Below are 16235 nucleotides of genomic sequence, written 5' to 3' on the forward strand. Positions count from 1 at the left end.
AGCCTTCGTTGTAAACTCCTCAGGATGATGATTGTGAACGGATATAATTTATTCAAGTTTGTTCACAATAAGCTGAGTCTTGGTGTGGAGTACCACACCAAGACTATCCAGATCCGCTCTTAATTGCTGGCAGCTTTCTTAATAAGTTCTTGCAATGATTCTTCACTCGCTGCGCCAGGAATAAAAGTAGGCGTAGTATCTTCTTTTAATTGTCCTGCGGGTGTTGCCGCAATAATAAAGGCAGGTGTGCCCATTAAATGCAGTTTTTCAGCAAGTTGACGATTCGCATCTAAAGCGTCAGTAACAGTTTTGCTTTCCATATCGGTTTTTAATTTTGCCATATCCAAACCGAGAGATTTTGCAGTGTTCATGACGATATCAGCATTTAATCGCTTATCCTGCTTGATTAAAGCCTCATGCATCTCTTTGTATTTACCTTGCATGGCAGCAGCCAAAGCAGCTCGCGAAGCCATGTCAGAGCTCTTACCAAAAATGGGGAATTCTTTATAAACAACCCGCAAATTATTATTTTTCTTAATTAAGTCGCTAATTACAGAAGCCATCTTTTTGCAGTGAATACATTGATAGTCAAAAAACTCTACCAAAGTCACATTACCTTTTGGATTACCGACAACGGTCAAACTATCATTAAATAACTGGTTTGCATTTTCTTTAATGGCTGCTTGAGCTTGTTGTTGCATTGCCTGCTGTTGCTTTTGTTGCAATGCTTGCGAAGCTTCTAATAAAACTTCTGGATTATTAACTAAATAATCATGAATTACTTTCTCTATTTCTTTTTTTTGCGCAGCAGACATCGTGTCTGAAGTATTGGATGGACTAGCAGCGATAGCAAGTGGTGCTGCCATTGCTGTAGCCAATGCGCCTGCAGTTAATAAACTTGTAAATTTCACACCCTTCCCCTTTTAGACTAAATCATCAATTAAGAAAAGTTACTTTGAGGCTACTGGCGTTTACAACAATAAAAAATCACCCAGTAGAACCCTAAGATTTTTCGCCAACAGAAACGTAGCACCAGCTTGAATTAAATTCAACATTTATAAGTCAGCTACGGCTTAAAAAGCTGCATGATCTTCAAGAATTGTTAAGTTTGCATAAGCTAAAACTAACCATTTTGGACCATGATCCGAAAATTTTACTTGTACCCGAGTGTGGGCGCCACTTCCTTCTACAGCTAATACGACACCTTGACCAAATTTGGCATGACTAACATTTTGGCCAAGTTTTAATCCCACCTCTTCTGCAGCCACTGTCGACATAGCTTTAGGAGAAAGCGGGGCTTGAAAACGAGCCTTGACTCGAACTTCATCTAATAACTCTTCAGGCAGCTCACGCAGAAAGCGAGAGCGGCGATGATATTCCTCGCGTCCATACTGTCGACGAACTTCTGCGAAAGAGAGTACTAATTTTTCCATTGCTCGAGTCATACCCACATAACAAAGTCTGCGTTCCTCTTCGAGGCGCCCCGGTTCTTCTATGCTTTGTTTACCAGGAAAGACACCTTCTTCCATGCCTACTAAGAAAACTAAAGGAAACTCTAATCCTTTTGCAGCATGGAGCGTCATAAGATGCACAGAACGCTCATGTTCTTCAGCCTGCATTTCACCGGCCTCCAAGGAAGCATGAGCGAGAAAGGCAACCAACAGAGGCATTTCTTCTTCAATTTCCTGTTCATAACGAAACTGTTTAGCCGCATTGACTAATTCTTGTAAGTTATCCAGGCGCGATTCAGCTTTATCACCTTTGATTTTTGCAAAATGGGCATACAAACCACTGCTCTCAATGACCGTACCAATTTGCTCATCCAACTCTTGGGAAGCAGTGTGTGCTTGTAATTTCTCAATAAGTTCAATAAATTTCGTCAATGCTATGGCGGCACGTTGAGGTAACTGACCTGCCTGAAGAATAGAATGAGCTGCTTGCCATAACGAAATATCCTCTGTTTTGGCAAGATAACGCAATTCTTCAAGCGTTTTCTCGCCAATACCTCGAGTAGGAAAATTAACAATACGTTCAAATGCCGTATCATCATAAGGATTAGCAAGTAATCGCAAATAAGCCAGTGTATCTTTTACTTCCGCACGTTCAAAGAAACGCACGCCGCCATAGATGCGATAGGCAATACCCGCACGCAATAAAGCTTCTTCAATAACACGAGACTGGGCATTGGAACGATAAAGAATAGCGACTTCATCAGCGCTACGACCATTATTAATTTCCATCATGATCCGTTCGCTTAAGAAGCGTGCTTCATCTAATTCGTTAAATGCACTATACACAACAATTTTTTCGCCAGAATTCCCTGCAGTCCACAAATTTTTACCCATTCGCGAATTATTATTAGTAATCAGAGCATTGGCTGCATCTAAAATTGTTGAGGTAGAGCGATAATTTTGTTCCAGGCGAATAATCTGCGTATTCTTAAAATCTTGGGAAAATTGCTGAATATTCTCAATCTTTGCCCCACGCCAACCATAAATTGACTGATCATCATCACCAACAGCCATCACCGAAGTGTGTTCACCTGCTAATAAACGAATCCAAGCATACTGAATTGTATTAGTATCCTGGAACTCATCAACTAAAATCGCTTGAAACCGGTGACGATAGTGAGCCAAAATTTCAGGGTTATCGCGCAATAACTCATGCGTGCGCAACAATAACTCGGCAAAATCAATAACACCTGCCGCTTGACATGCCTGCTCGTATGCTTTGTAGATTTGAACCAAGGTTCGCGTTGGTCCATAAGGCATCACATGCACATGCGCAGGTCTTAAACCCTCGTCTTTTTGACTATTAATGAATGCTTGAGCCTGCTTCACTGGCCATTGATCTTCATCCAAATTTAAAGAAGCAATTACCCGTTTAATAACTCTTGCCTGATCGTCGCTATCCAGAATATGAAATTGCACTGGTAACCTGGCATCCTCATAGTGACGACGTAGCAAGCGATGACATAATCCATGAAAGGTTCCCACCCATAATCCGACTAAAGGTGTCTTTAACATGGTATTAAGACGCGCTTTCATTTCCCCCGCTGCTTTATTAGTAAAAGTCACCGCCAAAATGGCGTGGGGGGAAATTTGTTCTTGTTCTATTAACCACGCGATGCGACTAACCAGCACCCTGGTTTTACCACTGCCGGCTCCGGCTAAAACCAAGGTATTTCCAACAGGCGCTGTAACTGCTTCGCGTTGTTTTTCGTTTAACTCTTGGAGGAATGCCGTCATGTCTTAAAACCCAACTAAAATATAATTAAAGCTCATTATCTTAAATTTAGCAGTCAAAGACAAAAACTTTGAATGCTTAATCGTTAATAGGAATTTTAAGCTAAAAATAAAAATGTACTCCATAATTACCGATTTCTTATTTAAAGGAGCGACCATGCCTAATTATCGCTATGTTTCTCAAGGAGAATTCTATATTACCACCGACTCAGAAACGACGCTGGTTACAAGCGGCATGACTGAGTGTATTGCCTTTGCCTTTATTGACAAAGAAAATCCTTCTTTACGGTTATTAGCTCATTTGGATGGCCAGATTCTAGCTACCCCACAGGTTGCCCTAGCCAACATTAGCCATCTGAAAACTGCCTTTCAGGAGAAAACAGGATCACTTGACTTTGAAGTTCATCTCTTAGGCGGGCAACTGAATCGCCATAATTATCGCATGCTAATCCCTGCCTTAGAAAAATTGAATCTTACTATGACCGAATGTGTTGATATCACAAAATTTTGTAGCACTCTCAATGTCCACAGAAGCAGATTTACTCAATTCTCACCAATGACTGTGAATGCAACGTTTATTTGTAAAGCGTCCCTAACTCCTGAATTAATCTCTTTCAATAAAAATCATTTTTCTCCTCCCTTGTCAGAGGACGAATTAATTAATGGTGATGGATTAGAGCAAGCAGGAGAGAAAGATGAATACCTGCGGTTTCTACAAGTCAATGAGGCGATATTATCAAATGATCTTGCCGCTTCTCAGAGTATTCGAACTAGCGCTGATACAAGGTGGGTTAAAGAATATGAAGAAAGTCATCAAATAACTTCAGATAAAAAATATGAATAGTAGTTAAATAATAATAATTTTATTTATCACCGTCTTGAAAAGCCTGCTTTTCATATTGCGGTTGACAGTATAAGATTAATTAAAAAAATCGAGCATTTTTATGCATTCTCTCTACCCCAGTATTAAGCCGTTTAAGCGTCACGAGTTACCGGTTAGCAAGCCGCACGTTCTTTACATTGAAGAAATAGGTAATCCAAAGGGAAAACCTGTTGTAGTTTTGCATGCGGGGCCTGGTGCTTGTAGTAATGCTCATCTGCGTCGTTTTTTTGATCCAGAGGTTTATCGCATTATCATTTTTGATCAGCGCGGTTGTGGCTACTCAACTCCTCATACAGAACTTCGTCACAATACAACCCAAGACCTGCTTGATGATATCGATACGATTCGCGACTATTTAGGTATCACGCGTTTTATACTATTCGGGGGCGGTTGGGGGGCTCTTTTAGCACTACTGTATGCACAACAGTTTCCACACCAAATCGGTACCCTTTTACTGTATCAAATTTTCTTAGGCAGACAAAAAGACATTGATTGGTTCTACCACAAAGGCGCCAATCTTGTGTTTCCAGATTACTGGCAAGACTTTATTAGTATTGTCCCTGAAAATGAGCAAAACAATTTGCCTCGCTATTATGCGCAGGCTTTACAAGGAGATAATGAATTAGCGCGTATGGCTGCTGCCAAGCATTGGGCGTTATGGCAAGCACGTTGTAGTAGTTTACATCCCCATTTAAGTGTCATTGATCAGTATAGCCTCCCCCATTTTGCCTTGGCATTAGCAACACTGGAATCCCATTACATTAGTCATCATTATTTTATTGAAGAAAATCAGGTACTTAATAATATCCACAAGATAAGGCATTTGCCTACTTACCTCATTCATGGCCGTTACGACATGATTTGCCCGCTTGCAGGCGCTTGGGATCTTTACCAGATGTTACCTGCCTCAAATCTTAACATTGTACGTGATGCAGGTCATTCAGAACGCGAAGCAGGATTCATTGATGCATTAATTACCGTAACCAAAGAAGTTGCTCATCAGGATTTGGATGTATGTTGACCGTTATACAGCGTGTTCGTGAAGCCCATGTAAGCATCAATAACGAGATTGTAGGCGCTATTTCCCAAGGATTATTAATTCTTTGTGGTTTTGAGATTGATGACAATCAGCAAACTTTAAAGCGTATGTTAGAACGCGCTTTAAATTATCGCATTTTCAGTGATAACCAAGATAAAATGAATCTCAGCTTAAAAGATGTGCAGGGTGGTTTATTACTCGTGCCACAGTTTACACTGGTCGCCGATACTAAAAAAGGGTTACGTCCAAGTTTTTCTTCAGCAGCACCACCTGCATCTGGACAAGCCCTATTTGCAGAACTTCTGGAACTCGCCCATGATAATTATCCTCATGTTGCCAGTGGGCAATTTGGCGCAGACATGCAAGTTCATCTTTGTAATGATGGCCCAGTAACCTTTATTCTTAAGTTCTAAACGCTGTTAGTAAATGCAGTTTGCAATACACTTAAACTGGTGTAACATCAATTCATGCAGTATATCAAATATTAGAAGAATCATGCGTTTAATTGTAAATCTTACGACCTTAATCAGCACCTTGATGCTTTCTGCATGCATGACTAAAGGTTCTAACCCGGCCGATCCTTACGAACGCCTTAATCGTAAGGTATACAATTTTAATATGGCCGTAGATGCTACCCTTCTAAAACCTACTGCAAAATTTTATAAAGTGATAGTTCCGCCACCCGTACGTAGTGGGATTAACAATGCCTACAATAATGTCGCGATGTTGCCTACAGTTGCTAATGATTTATTACAAGCAGAATGGCGCTATGCTATTAAAGACAGTTGGCGTTTTATGATTAATTCGACCTTTGGTATTGCTGGAATTTTTGATGTAGCCGATAAACACTTTGGCCTTCCCCCTCATTACAATGATATGGGACTAACCTTTGCTAAATGGGGAGATAAAAAATCGCCCTATATTGTGATTCCACTCTTAGGACCTAGTACTATCCGCGACGGCATGGGAATGGTTTTTGATTATACTTTATTAAGCCCTTACGCTTACATTAATAATGACGCCATTGTTTGGGGTCTTGCTGGCTTAAGGTATGTAGATTTACGTTCACAAATGTTTGAATCGGAAGCTTTAATGGGTGAAGCTTTGGATAAATATGCATTTATGCGCGATGCCTATTTGCAACATCGCCATTTCCGCATCACTGGAGAGCAGCAAGAAACAGGCGATCTCTATGTTGACGAGGATGGTCATGAAGATTTTGGTGATTACGTTGATGATGATGAAGGTGATGATGATTCTGTCCCCACCAAAAAATCTCAATAGTGGGCATTTGTAACAATGCTACATATTGCCCTTTATCAACCAGAAATACCCCCCAATACCGGGAATATAATACGCTTGTGCGCTAACAGTGGCGCACAGTTGCATCTAATCCATCCTTTAGGTTTTAACCTGGATGATAAAAGGATGCGCCGGGCCGGCCTCGATTACCATGAGTGGGCCAATATCATTCATTACGACAATGAACAACAGTTTATTGAAGCAAATCAACAACGTCGGATCTTTGCCTGTTCAACAAAAGGAAGTAAAGGTTATCACGAAATAAATTATCAGGATGAAGACTTGCTGCTCTTTGGCCCCGAAACAAGAGGTTTGCCAGCAGATCTAAGAGAAAGATATACAACCATTCGTATTCCAATGTGTCCTCATAGCCGTAGCCTCAATTTATCAAATTCCGTAGCCATTATTCTTTTTGAAGCCTGGCGACAATTGCAGTTTAATAGAAATTTTTAAACAATATTGCTATAATTTAGTCTATTCAAATCTTGAATCTGATTAGTTATGGCCAGAAGTAAACATGAAGCTCCTGATGAAATTATTAGAGTACTTCTAGGATTACTTAAACCATTATCTAATGAGCATGATCAAATTGCTCTTTCCCAATTATTTAATGCAGAGCAAGGCATAGTGCAATATACACTAAATTTAAATCCACCGAGAAATTATGAAGGCTATAACTCACCCATCAAAAAAATAGAACTCTTGATTAAATTACCCACGATGACGGAAATAAATGCAATTATTAGCCACTCGAATCAAAATAAAACACTCTGTTCGCTAAATCTTCGTGAAAAGAACATTAATCCAGATGATTTCTTTAATGCTTTACGTAGCAACCATCTTTACATGGAAACAGCCTTTGGACGGCCATCGGTTAAAGGATTATTAATAGAGGAATGGGATAAGCTGCAAGAATACAATAAAAGTAGCTATGCAGGCAGAATTGAAGAAGACTACAAAATGTTAAGACGCCTTATAGCTCAAAATGTGATCACAAGCCTTAAGACGCACCCGGAAAAATTTACAAAAAGAAAAATTCTTTTAATTGATGCAGGCACTGGTCTGGGAGATTGTCTGGATATTACTGCCACAGCTCTTAAAGAAGAGGGGTATAATGTTGAAGCAGTGGGTATTGATACCAATTCAAAAAATATTGAAGAAGCAAATCAGCGTTTTTCTGGAAAAGATTATCATTTTAAAATAGCCGATACCTTGGCATTAGAAGAAATAATTTCCCATTACAATCCTGAAAATCTTTGTGATGTGATTGTAACCTTTAGTGGTTCCGTTACAAGAGCAGTGCTTAATGGAACCTATGATGCTTTAAAAGTTATTCAAACCAGAAATGTCAATATGATGGTAATGGTGGGTGAAACCGAAGTGTTAATTACTCAAAGACATGCTAAAAAAGTTGGACTTCATTCGGAGTTTGTAACCATTCCAGATCGCCATGATCCACTTTATATTTTAACACCCAATCTCGAGCAAGCTATTAAAATAAAGAATAATCACCTCGATTTATCGATGCATCAAGACCCATTAAAACTTCTAAGGGGATGTGAAAAGGAGCAACATGACGTATTGGCAAAAGTGCATAGTATAGAGTTGGCTTTAGCTCATTTTAAGCCTGGAGAAATAGGACTTCTACTTGCCAAATTACCTAACCTGACAGCAGTCACCGTTTCAGGTCAAGAACCTTGGTTGCATGAACTCTTTCATACCCCCCTTAATTCTTCCGTACATATTTCAGTAAAACCAGATGATTATTTAGCAACAGAGTTAGTCGCAAACACAGAGCTTAGAAAATTTTCTCCGCGCTTTTATCGGCGTTTTACAGATGTGTCTATGAAGCAGCTGCCATCGCTAGGTTACCTAAAAAATAATGACAGCTTTTATTTCAACAGATGGTTTGCAATTAACCAACGTATAATGAATTTAGTGGATCTGAAAACCTACATTAAACAATTAGAGCAATTAGCTAGTTCCTCCGAGCCTCTGGCTTTATACACCTTGGCAACTCAATTGAGTAAAGGAATTCCTCATATCATTCTAAAGAATGGTTACCCTTGTTATGCGAAACACTATGACTTCGAACACTCTTTGGTTTGTTGGAAGAAACTTCAAGAGTTGGGTTATCCAGTAGAGGACGATATTAAACGAGTTGAAGCAACAATTGCTGAAGCCCCCTCTCCATTACACGCTCTATTCAAACCTTAGAACCCAACCTATCTCTACCGTTTAATGCCTTGCTTTTTCTTTTGCTAAAGTTTTCAAGCAAGTTAAATAGTCTTTCGCTATCTCTAAACCTGTCTCCTGCGCGATTTCTTGCAAGCATGTGGGGCTTGTGACATTAATTTCAGTTAAATAATCTCCAATGACATCAATACCCACAAAATAAAGTCCTTTTGTTTTCAGAGTAGGAGCAATTTGCTCACACAACCACCGATCCCTTGCAGTAATAGGTATCACTTCGCCTCGCGCTCCTGCCGCAAGATTGCCGCGTAGCTCTCCTTTTGCAGGGATACGAGCTAGTGCATAAGGGACGGGTTCACCATTAATTAACAGAATTCGCTTATCGCCTGACGAAGCAATTTCTGGAATATAATGTTGTGCCATAATATTCATCGTTTGTCCCTTGGTTAGTACTTCCAAAATAACCGATAAATTAAGGGCCTTTTCATCGACATGAAAAACCGAACTTCCCCCCATCCCTTCAAGTGGTTTAAAAATGACATTTTTATGCTCTTGCCAAAAAGCCCTTAATTGTTTTATATCACGACTAACCAGAGTTGGGGGACAGCATTGAGGAAAATTTAAGGTGAAAAACTTTTCATTAGCATCCCGCAGACTTTGCGGTTTGTTAGCGACCAGAACGCCTTCTTTTTCTGCCAACTCTAATGCGTAAGTTGAATAAATATATTCCATATCAAAAGGTGGATCTTTGCGCATCAGGATAATATCGACGTCACTTAGAGGTTGTATACCGATTTCTGCTACTTTAGCCCAGTCATTACTTTCTAAATCACCAAGAGAAATAGTAGACATACGAGCATAGGCAAGGCCTTCCCGACAAAATAAATCCGCTTGCGTAAAATAAAAACATGACCATCCCAAAGCTTGAGCCGCCTTAAGCATGGCCAATGTTGTATCTTTATAAGGCTTCAAGTGGTGTAAAGGATCCATCAATACCGCAAGTTTCATGAAAACTCCTATGCTTCATTCCTGCCAAGAGAAAATTATCTATTCACCAATTGCTGCAATTTCTCTTGCGGCAGCCAGTGCTGCAAGTCGTGCAATAACGCCATAGGCATAAAAACGATTTGGACAGTCAACAACATCTAAATCCCTCCGTGGGGTATTACAGGCTTGAGCAAATGCCAGAGGCTCAAAATGCATGCCAGGCGCATTAAGATTTTCATTAGTACCACGCCCTTGATGAACCCGGTAAAATCCCCCTACAACAAACTGACCAATCATGTAAACCACAGGTTCAGCCACAGCACCATTGGGCATCGTTTCAAACGTATAGACACCTTCCTGGATCATTACTCGCTCGACTTTACGACTCCCCTTGCTTGCATTCATTCGAGTACGCTGCTTGCGATTCAGTTGTCTTAATTCCTCACCATCATGAACCATCATGACACTCATACCGTAGGTACCATTATCAGCCTTAACTACCACAAAAGGCTTCTCTGTAATGTTATAGGTGGCATATTTGTCTTTTATTTGAGCGAGTAATTTATCAGTCTCTATCGCCAGATTATCAAGCCCTTCTTGCGCCATAAAATCTACACCATCAACAGCGGTAAAATAAGGGTTAATTAACCAGGAATCCATATTAACTAATTTGGCAAATTCGTCAGCCACTTCATTAAAAAAATGAAAATGACTGGATTTGAGTCTCGTAGCCCAACCTAACTTTGCAGTGGGTTTAATTGGCTGTTCTAAATGCTGCAAAATATCCGGTACCCCTGATGATAAGTCATTATTTAATAACACTATGCAAGGATTATAATCCTCTAATACCACGCGATTACCTTCACGTTTTACCGGTTCAATTCGCAAAGCCCCTTCTTCTGAAAACGGGATCTCCCTGGGTTGTGTAATTTCAGGATCCAGACTTCCAATTCGCACTTCAAAACCTGCCTGGACAAAAATATCTCGCAATATACTGAGACTTTGTAAATAAAATTGGTTACGTGTATGGCTCTCAGGAATTAATAAAATTCTCATGCAATTGGGAATAGAATCCACCATAACTGACTGAATCGCCTGAACACATAAGGGCAGAAAATCAGGATTGAGATTATTAAATCCTGCAGGAAACAAATTGGTATCGACAGGAGCGAGTTTAAAGCCAGCATGACGCAAATCGACTGAAGAAGTAATGGAAGGAGGAGTTTCCTGCCACTTTTCTCTAAACCATGCCTCGATAGGAGCTATTTTCTCTAAAATAATCTTTTCTACATGGTGTAGAGGCCCACAATGTGCCGTAATCAAATGAGGGACTGGGACATCGGTCGCGTGCATGCTCTCTCCTGCGAAAAATCATCAAAGGATGGTAACCTAAGGTTCGATGAGAAGCAAAGTATGGACCGGTTTAATTTTTTCAATGCTTTATTTTCAAGGTTGTAAAAAATCCCGAATTAAACATCGTCTAATTCGGGATTTGATGGTTAGTTTGGTTGGTTTGAAGAAGTTGCTTCTGAAGCTTTTTCTTCTTTTCCTTTGCTTTTTGTATCTGATGACTTAGGTTGTTGCTGGAATATTGCTGGAATTATCACTTGTCGTCTATCTCTGTTGCTAGATTTATGTTTTGGTTTTTCTAAGCTTTCAGAGTGTTGGGTAACTTTAGCAAGTTCTCCTTGCAATCGCTCAATCTCTTTTTGCAATTTACCAATAAGTTGATCCTTATCCGCTAATAAAGCAGTTAAGGTTGCCACATTGGGGATGCTATCGGGATCCGGGCCTAGTTCTACTAAACTTTGTGTTGGCACTTGCGAAGAAACCTCAATGATCTCAATTTGTGCTAACCTTTTTTCTTCCTTTTTACGTGCAATCTGCTCTTCTAATTTTTTCTTTTGGATTTTACAAAACTCGCCATTCAATTTTTTTAATTTTCTTAAACGCTCAGTTCTTTCTGGTATCAAACTCAATAGCATCTTATCGGTAAGCCCTGTATGTTCCAAATGAATTGCTGTTAACGCAGGGGCTTTGCGAATGGCAATTAATAAAGGCTCTATCTGTTCCTTTGATTCTATAACGACTTTTTTCCGTAAGGTTTCTACTTTTACTTTCTGAGTCGAAAAGAAGCTTTTATTACCTGAAGTCACCACTGGCTTTCTATAGAGTTGCTGCGTACTCACATCTAAAGTAACAAGGGCTTGATTTGCCAGTAATTCAAGAACTCCCACTTTAGTCATGTTATTATTTGCGCCATTAAAATGAGTTAATGCTTTAAATTGGGCTCTCAATGCTGTTGCATGCTTATCATTTAAGCTACAGAAATTTAATTTTAATGTGTGAATTGTATCGTTTGGTTTCAGGTTGGCAAAATCCCAAGGTTGCTTTAATCCTGGATTATAGCCGAGATCAACAGTATGAAGTTTCATCTGTGAGAGATGAGCAAGTCCAGTCACACCAATTCCACAGCTGTCTGCGCGAAGAGTCCTTAATTTATCCAAATCCTGGATTGCTTTAACACCGTCATCACCAACACCAGCATTCAGGCTAATATTGAGCGTCTCTAAATTTTGCAAAGTAGCTACAGACTCCATGCCTTGGCTGGTAATATTATTTTTATATAAATTGAGGTAAGTGAGATTCTTTAATTTAGAATCTTTTAAATAGTGCAAAGCATCATCGGTCACACCACAATTTTTTAATGATAACTTTTTTAGCGACGCAGCTTTTAAACCTAAAGTAAATAAAACCTGGCGTGATGAAATTTGCGTATTATTATCTAAATAAAGCGCTTCTAAGTTTGCATTAAATGCGGGTCTTCTATTTAATGAATTATTTTTTAAAGATAACGTGCGAACATGAGTTAGCTTTGCTAATTCCGTAGTAAAATCATCCGTTATTTTGCTATGATCTAAACGTAAAGTATGAATTGTTGGCAAGGTATTTAATACCGCTACTAATTCTATGATTTGCTCTTGGTTTAATTCACTTCTACTAAGATCCAGCTCGGTGATAGATTGAACACCAATATTGGCAGAATCCTTTAAAGCAGCTAAGAATGATTTAATTTGCTTGCTAGTTTTTAAAACAAGCTTTACTTCTGTATGTGACTCATCTGTTTTTTTTATTCTGTCCAGGAAACTCTTGAGAGCAGTATTTGGCATATTATCCTCTTTGACTTTAGAGTACTCCTTCTCTTGTTACTCATCCCTATGATTAGAAATTTGCATAGTATAAAGGATAAAATTTAAACAACAACCTAATTTTTGCTCAACTGCATACGAGATCCATGGCAAACTCCAGAAATATTTGAATAGATTTACAATTCTATTGTTGTTAACTTTTACAAGGAATATGGATTTATACACTCATAAGGACATTTATTATGAAAAGTCATACTGCATTAGTATCTGGATTTGCCCGTTCATTTATATCCGGTCAACCAATTCCTGATGCAACAATAAGCGTACTTGAAAATAAAGATTTAACATTTAAAACAGATTCTGCCGGAAAATTCGGACCCATCGAATGGCCTGTTGGGGAACCAATCACCCTGATTTTTGAAAAACCGGGTTCTTTTTGGTCGGGATATAAGACAACACAAACTGCAACTTTTATAGTGCCGCCAGAAGGAATAAATGATAACAACTATCTAAAAAATATTTCCTTTCAAGTACCCTCAAATATGGCTTATAAGCTTCTTTCATTCGCCATGGGCGGCACCGAAGATTCAGAAGCTTGTCAAGTTGCGGCAACCGTTACCCCACCGAATACCACCATGGATGATATTCCACAGGGTATTGAGGGGGTTACAGTAACACTGTCACCCAATGTCAAGCCAAGAACATTTTATTTCGGTATGTTTCCAATTATTCACAAAACAAATCCCTTTATTAGATCATTAAAAAAGACATCATTAGATGGTGGTGTTGCATTTATCAATGTCCCACCTGGTGATTATGTGATGGAAGCTACAAAGGATGATATACAATTCTCCAAGGTACTCATTAAAGCACGTAAAGGCGTCATTGTGAACGCAAGTCCACCCAACGGTCCCACCATGATAAAAGAGCCTAAGTTAAACGAAGCGGAAAAAACAAAAAGCCACTTTAGCTTTTTTAAACCCGCATTAACAATAGGGTTAGTAACTAGCGTCTGCATAGCTGGAGCGGTGCTAAATAAATCTTGCTCTTATTCTGGGCAATAAGACTAATATATTTTGCTCTCAGTCATGTCATTCCCGTCTGCGGGGAATGACATGAATTTATATCTGTCTCTCATCTATACTACACTACTGCCTGGGTAATCGGTGATTTAATCCCCTCGGGTCCACATGATGCGTTGAACGGTAAGGATTAATATCTAAACCACCACGTCGAGTATAGCGTCCGTAGACTGTGAGTTTTTCTGGTTTGCAGCGCGTCATGATATCCACAAAGATTCGCTCAATACATTGCTCATGAAATTCATTATGGTTACGGAAAGAGACTATATATTTCAACAAACCTTCTCGATTAATTTGTTTACCAGTATACATAATTTGCACACTACCCCAATCTGGCTGATTAGTTACCAGACAATTGGATTTTAATAAATCAGAATACAGGGTTTCTTCTACCTTACTCTCGCCTACAGAAAGATAACTCGGTTCCACGAGATAAACAGAACAGGTTGTATCGATGTCATCAATACATTCACCCGTAAAAGTGGATTGGATGATAGACAATTCTTTTTCTTGCAGCGGGAGTATTCTGACTTGCACATTTCCCCCTAAACGGGCTGCTAAATCACGTTCTACTGTTTGTCTGACCACTTCTCTATCGTTAAAGCGAGAATTATTAAACGAATTAAAATACAGTTTTAATGATTTCGACTCAATTAAATACGGCGTAGCACAATCATAAATAATCTCGGCAATCGCAACCATGGGTTTACCTTTCTCGTTGAGCCAAGACACTTCGTAATGATTCCAACAATCAAAACCATAAAAAGGGAGCTGATTGGGATCAACACCAATCTCGTTACGTTTGGCTGCACGAGGAATGGCGAATAAGCGTTCTGGATTATAATGAGGGTCATAACTGGATACTTGCCCCAATTCAGACTGTTCAGGTTTGGTTTGATATTTTTTTTCCAATGTTTCATTCATACGATGAGTCTCCAAAATATTGATAATCTGTAGGGTGCTATTCCAGTTTATAGGCTGTCCTGCCTCGATTTGGCTGGCAATATACGTCGTCAGTTCAGCTGCTTCATGGATGCGATGCGATTTTTCTTTTAAAGCTGCTGCTTGTAAACGCATCGAATCTAGCACTGCAAATTCTGGTCTCTCCAGAATTTCTTTGATGGAGGTCAATGAAAAACCTAAGAACTTCAGAGTCACTACCTGTTGTAACCGAATTAAATCATTATCGGAATAAAGACGATAACCAGCCTCTGAACGTTGTGCAGGTTTGAGTAACCCAATATCATCATAATACTGCAGAGTACGAATGCTTAAAGCCGTCATTCGACTAATATCTTTAATCCTATGATATTTCATCTTACCCTCCTCTTTGGAGTCTATTCTATCACGCAACGTGAGGGTCAAGAGAAAATCCATCTATTTTGCAAAAAATCTATAGCTAAACATAGGAAGATATAGGATTAAACGGGGGCTCGATGTGCATAAACCACAATACCACCCACTTTTTGAGCATTCAGATCCTTTAATAATTGCTGGAAACCTGAATAGAGAATGTTCCAGGGTTCTTCACCAAACTGCTGAATAACCGCTTCGCGCTTTTGTTCAAAAGACTGTAGGAGCAAAATATACCAATGGATAAATTGTTGACTAAGATCAACACTTTCTTTGAATTGCCATCCTGTTGTCCGCAACTGCTTTTTTAATTCTGGCAAGCAAATTGGGTTAAACCGAGAGGCTGTTTTTGACCAGGGAAACGGGCTTTCAATGCGAGCCTCATTCTGCTTTGAGTAATCAAACAAAACAAGCATTCCATTGGATGCAGCAAATTGTGCTAATCGTTTTAGCGCAAGTTTTTGAGAGGCAAAACAAAAAAAAGCACTGAAGCTATAAATGCATTGAAACTTTTTATACCCAAATCCATCTGGCTGTAAAATGTCATTACATAAAAATTCAATCTCAGGATAATGCGATTGGGCATAGGCAATTAAATTTGCATCAATATCAATTCCTGTTACTTTCCCCCATCCTTGCTTTTGTACATAATGAGCAGTACCACCCAAACCACATCCTACGTCAAGAAAATGAGCATCGCTATCTTTCATTATGGGGGATAATGCAAGATCAATTGCCTCAATTTCACCAGGATGAGCAAAATCACCTACTCTTAACATAGCAAGGATTTGTTTAGTGTATTCCATGATAATTTAGTCCTCTTTCGTTATGCCATACAAAAAACTTAAACCATTATAACTTGTCGATAACAAGCAAAAATAATGCTTTGAGTATGTTTTTGTCATTTCAGCGCTGGCGGAAATCGTTCCAAATACAACATGAGTTGGCTATAGAAATGGATTCCCGCCTACGCGGGAAAGACAAAATACCCTTCATCAACTC

The 16235-nt window shown here is 39.2% G+C and carries 14 protein-coding genes and 1 pseudogene; 7 read left to right on the top strand and 8 right to left on the bottom strand.

The genetic code is table 11. The annotated features are described in order from the left end of the window. Positions 1-119 precede the first annotated feature (119 nt). On the bottom strand, positions 120-911 hold the full coding sequence (locus PXX05_RS10115; protein ID WP_275088106.1) for a DsbA family protein: 792 nt from the start codon (positions 909-911) through the stop codon (positions 120-122). 162 nt (positions 912-1073) lie between these two features. Beyond that, a complete protein-coding gene (gene uvrD / locus PXX05_RS10120; protein ID WP_275088107.1) occupies positions 1074-3248 on the bottom strand; it encodes a DNA helicase II in 2175 nt (724 codons plus the stop codon). A 154-nt stretch (positions 3249-3402) separates the two neighbouring features. Between uvrD and PXX05_RS10125 the strand changes: the two genes are divergently transcribed. The 6 genes from PXX05_RS10125 (at position 3403) to PXX05_RS10150 (ending at position 8686) form a co-directional block, all read left to right on the top strand. Continuing rightward, a complete protein-coding gene (locus PXX05_RS10125) occupies positions 3403-4089 on the top strand; it encodes a hypothetical protein (protein ID WP_275088108.1) in 687 nt (228 codons plus the stop codon). 100 nt (positions 4090-4189) lie between these two features. Then, the gene (gene pip / locus PXX05_RS10130; RefSeq protein WP_275088109.1) at positions 4190-5149 is read left to right on the top strand and encodes a prolyl aminopeptidase; all 960 of its coding nucleotides are present in this window, start codon (positions 4190-4192) and stop codon (positions 5147-5149) included. Next, positions 5143-5580, top strand: coding sequence for a D-aminoacyl-tRNA deacylase (gene dtd / locus PXX05_RS10135; protein ID WP_275088110.1), 438 nt, complete (start codon positions 5143-5145; stop codon positions 5578-5580). The genes pip and dtd overlap by 7 nt, the downstream gene beginning before the upstream one ends. A gap of 82 nt (positions 5581-5662) precedes the next feature. Continuing rightward, complete coding sequence (locus tag PXX05_RS10140; RefSeq protein ID WP_275088111.1) at positions 5663-6451, top strand: MlaA family lipoprotein; 789 nt, start codon at positions 5663-5665, stop codon at positions 6449-6451. 15 nt (positions 6452-6466) lie between these two features. Further along, positions 6467-6922 carry a tRNA (uridine(34)/cytosine(34)/5-carboxymethylaminomethyluridine(34)-2'-O)-methyltransferase TrmL gene (gene trmL / locus PXX05_RS10145; RefSeq protein ID WP_275088112.1) on the top strand — a complete coding sequence of 152 codons (456 nt, stop codon included), beginning with the start codon at positions 6467-6469 and terminating at the stop codon, positions 6920-6922. 48 nt (positions 6923-6970) lie between these two features. Beyond that, positions 6971-8686 (top strand): class I SAM-dependent methyltransferase, encoded by a 1716-nt coding sequence (locus PXX05_RS10150; RefSeq protein ID WP_275088113.1) that lies wholly within the window; start codon positions 6971-6973, stop codon positions 8684-8686. A gap of 21 nt (positions 8687-8707) precedes the next feature. On the opposite strand, the gene gshB is transcribed toward PXX05_RS10150, so the two are convergent. The 3 genes from gshB to PXX05_RS10165 all read right to left on the bottom strand — a co-directional run bounded on the left by gshB (position 8708) and on the right by PXX05_RS10165 (position 12819). Further along, positions 8708-9670 carry a glutathione synthase gene (gshB, locus tag PXX05_RS10155; RefSeq protein ID WP_275088114.1) on the bottom strand — a complete coding sequence of 321 codons (963 nt, stop codon included), beginning with the start codon at positions 9668-9670 and terminating at the stop codon, positions 8708-8710. Positions 9671-9709: 39 nt separating this feature from the next. Next, positions 9710-11002, bottom strand: coding sequence for a glutamate--cysteine ligase (gene gshA / locus PXX05_RS10160; protein WP_275088115.1), 1293 nt, complete (start codon positions 11000-11002; stop codon positions 9710-9712). Between the two features lie 146 nt (positions 11003-11148). Beyond that, the gene (locus tag PXX05_RS10165) at positions 11149-12819 is read right to left on the bottom strand and encodes a leucine-rich repeat domain-containing protein (RefSeq protein ID WP_275088116.1); all 1671 of its coding nucleotides are present in this window, start codon (positions 12817-12819) and stop codon (positions 11149-11151) included. 221 nt (positions 12820-13040) lie between these two features. Here PXX05_RS10165 and PXX05_RS10170 point away from each other — a divergent pair, with 221 nt between their 5' ends. Beyond that, on the top strand, positions 13041-13862 hold the full coding sequence (locus tag PXX05_RS10170) for a carboxypeptidase regulatory-like domain-containing protein (protein ID WP_275088117.1): 822 nt from the start codon (positions 13041-13043) through the stop codon (positions 13860-13862). An 84-nt stretch (positions 13863-13946) separates the two neighbouring features. On the opposite strand, the gene queF is transcribed toward PXX05_RS10170, so the two are convergent. From queF to PXX05_RS10180, 3 genes and pseudogenes are all read right to left on the bottom strand, one after another. After that, positions 13947-14804 (bottom strand): NADPH-dependent 7-cyano-7-deazaguanine reductase QueF, encoded by an 858-nt coding sequence (queF, locus tag PXX05_RS10175; protein WP_338034439.1) that lies wholly within the window; start codon positions 14802-14804, stop codon positions 13947-13949. Between the two features lie 240 nt (positions 14805-15044). After that, positions 15045-15257 (bottom strand): annotated as a pseudogene (locus PXX05_RS15095) (MerR family DNA-binding transcriptional regulator); the annotation flags it as partial. Positions 15258-15301: 44 nt separating this feature from the next. After that, positions 15302-16039 carry a methyltransferase domain-containing protein gene (locus tag PXX05_RS10180; protein ID WP_275088119.1) on the bottom strand — a complete coding sequence of 246 codons (738 nt, stop codon included), beginning with the start codon at positions 16037-16039 and terminating at the stop codon, positions 15302-15304. Positions 16040-16235 lie beyond the last annotated feature (196 nt).

The organism is Legionella cardiaca (genome assembly GCF_029026145.1).
Taxonomy (GTDB): Bacteria; Pseudomonadota; Gammaproteobacteria; order Legionellales; family Legionellaceae; genus Tatlockia; species Tatlockia cardiaca.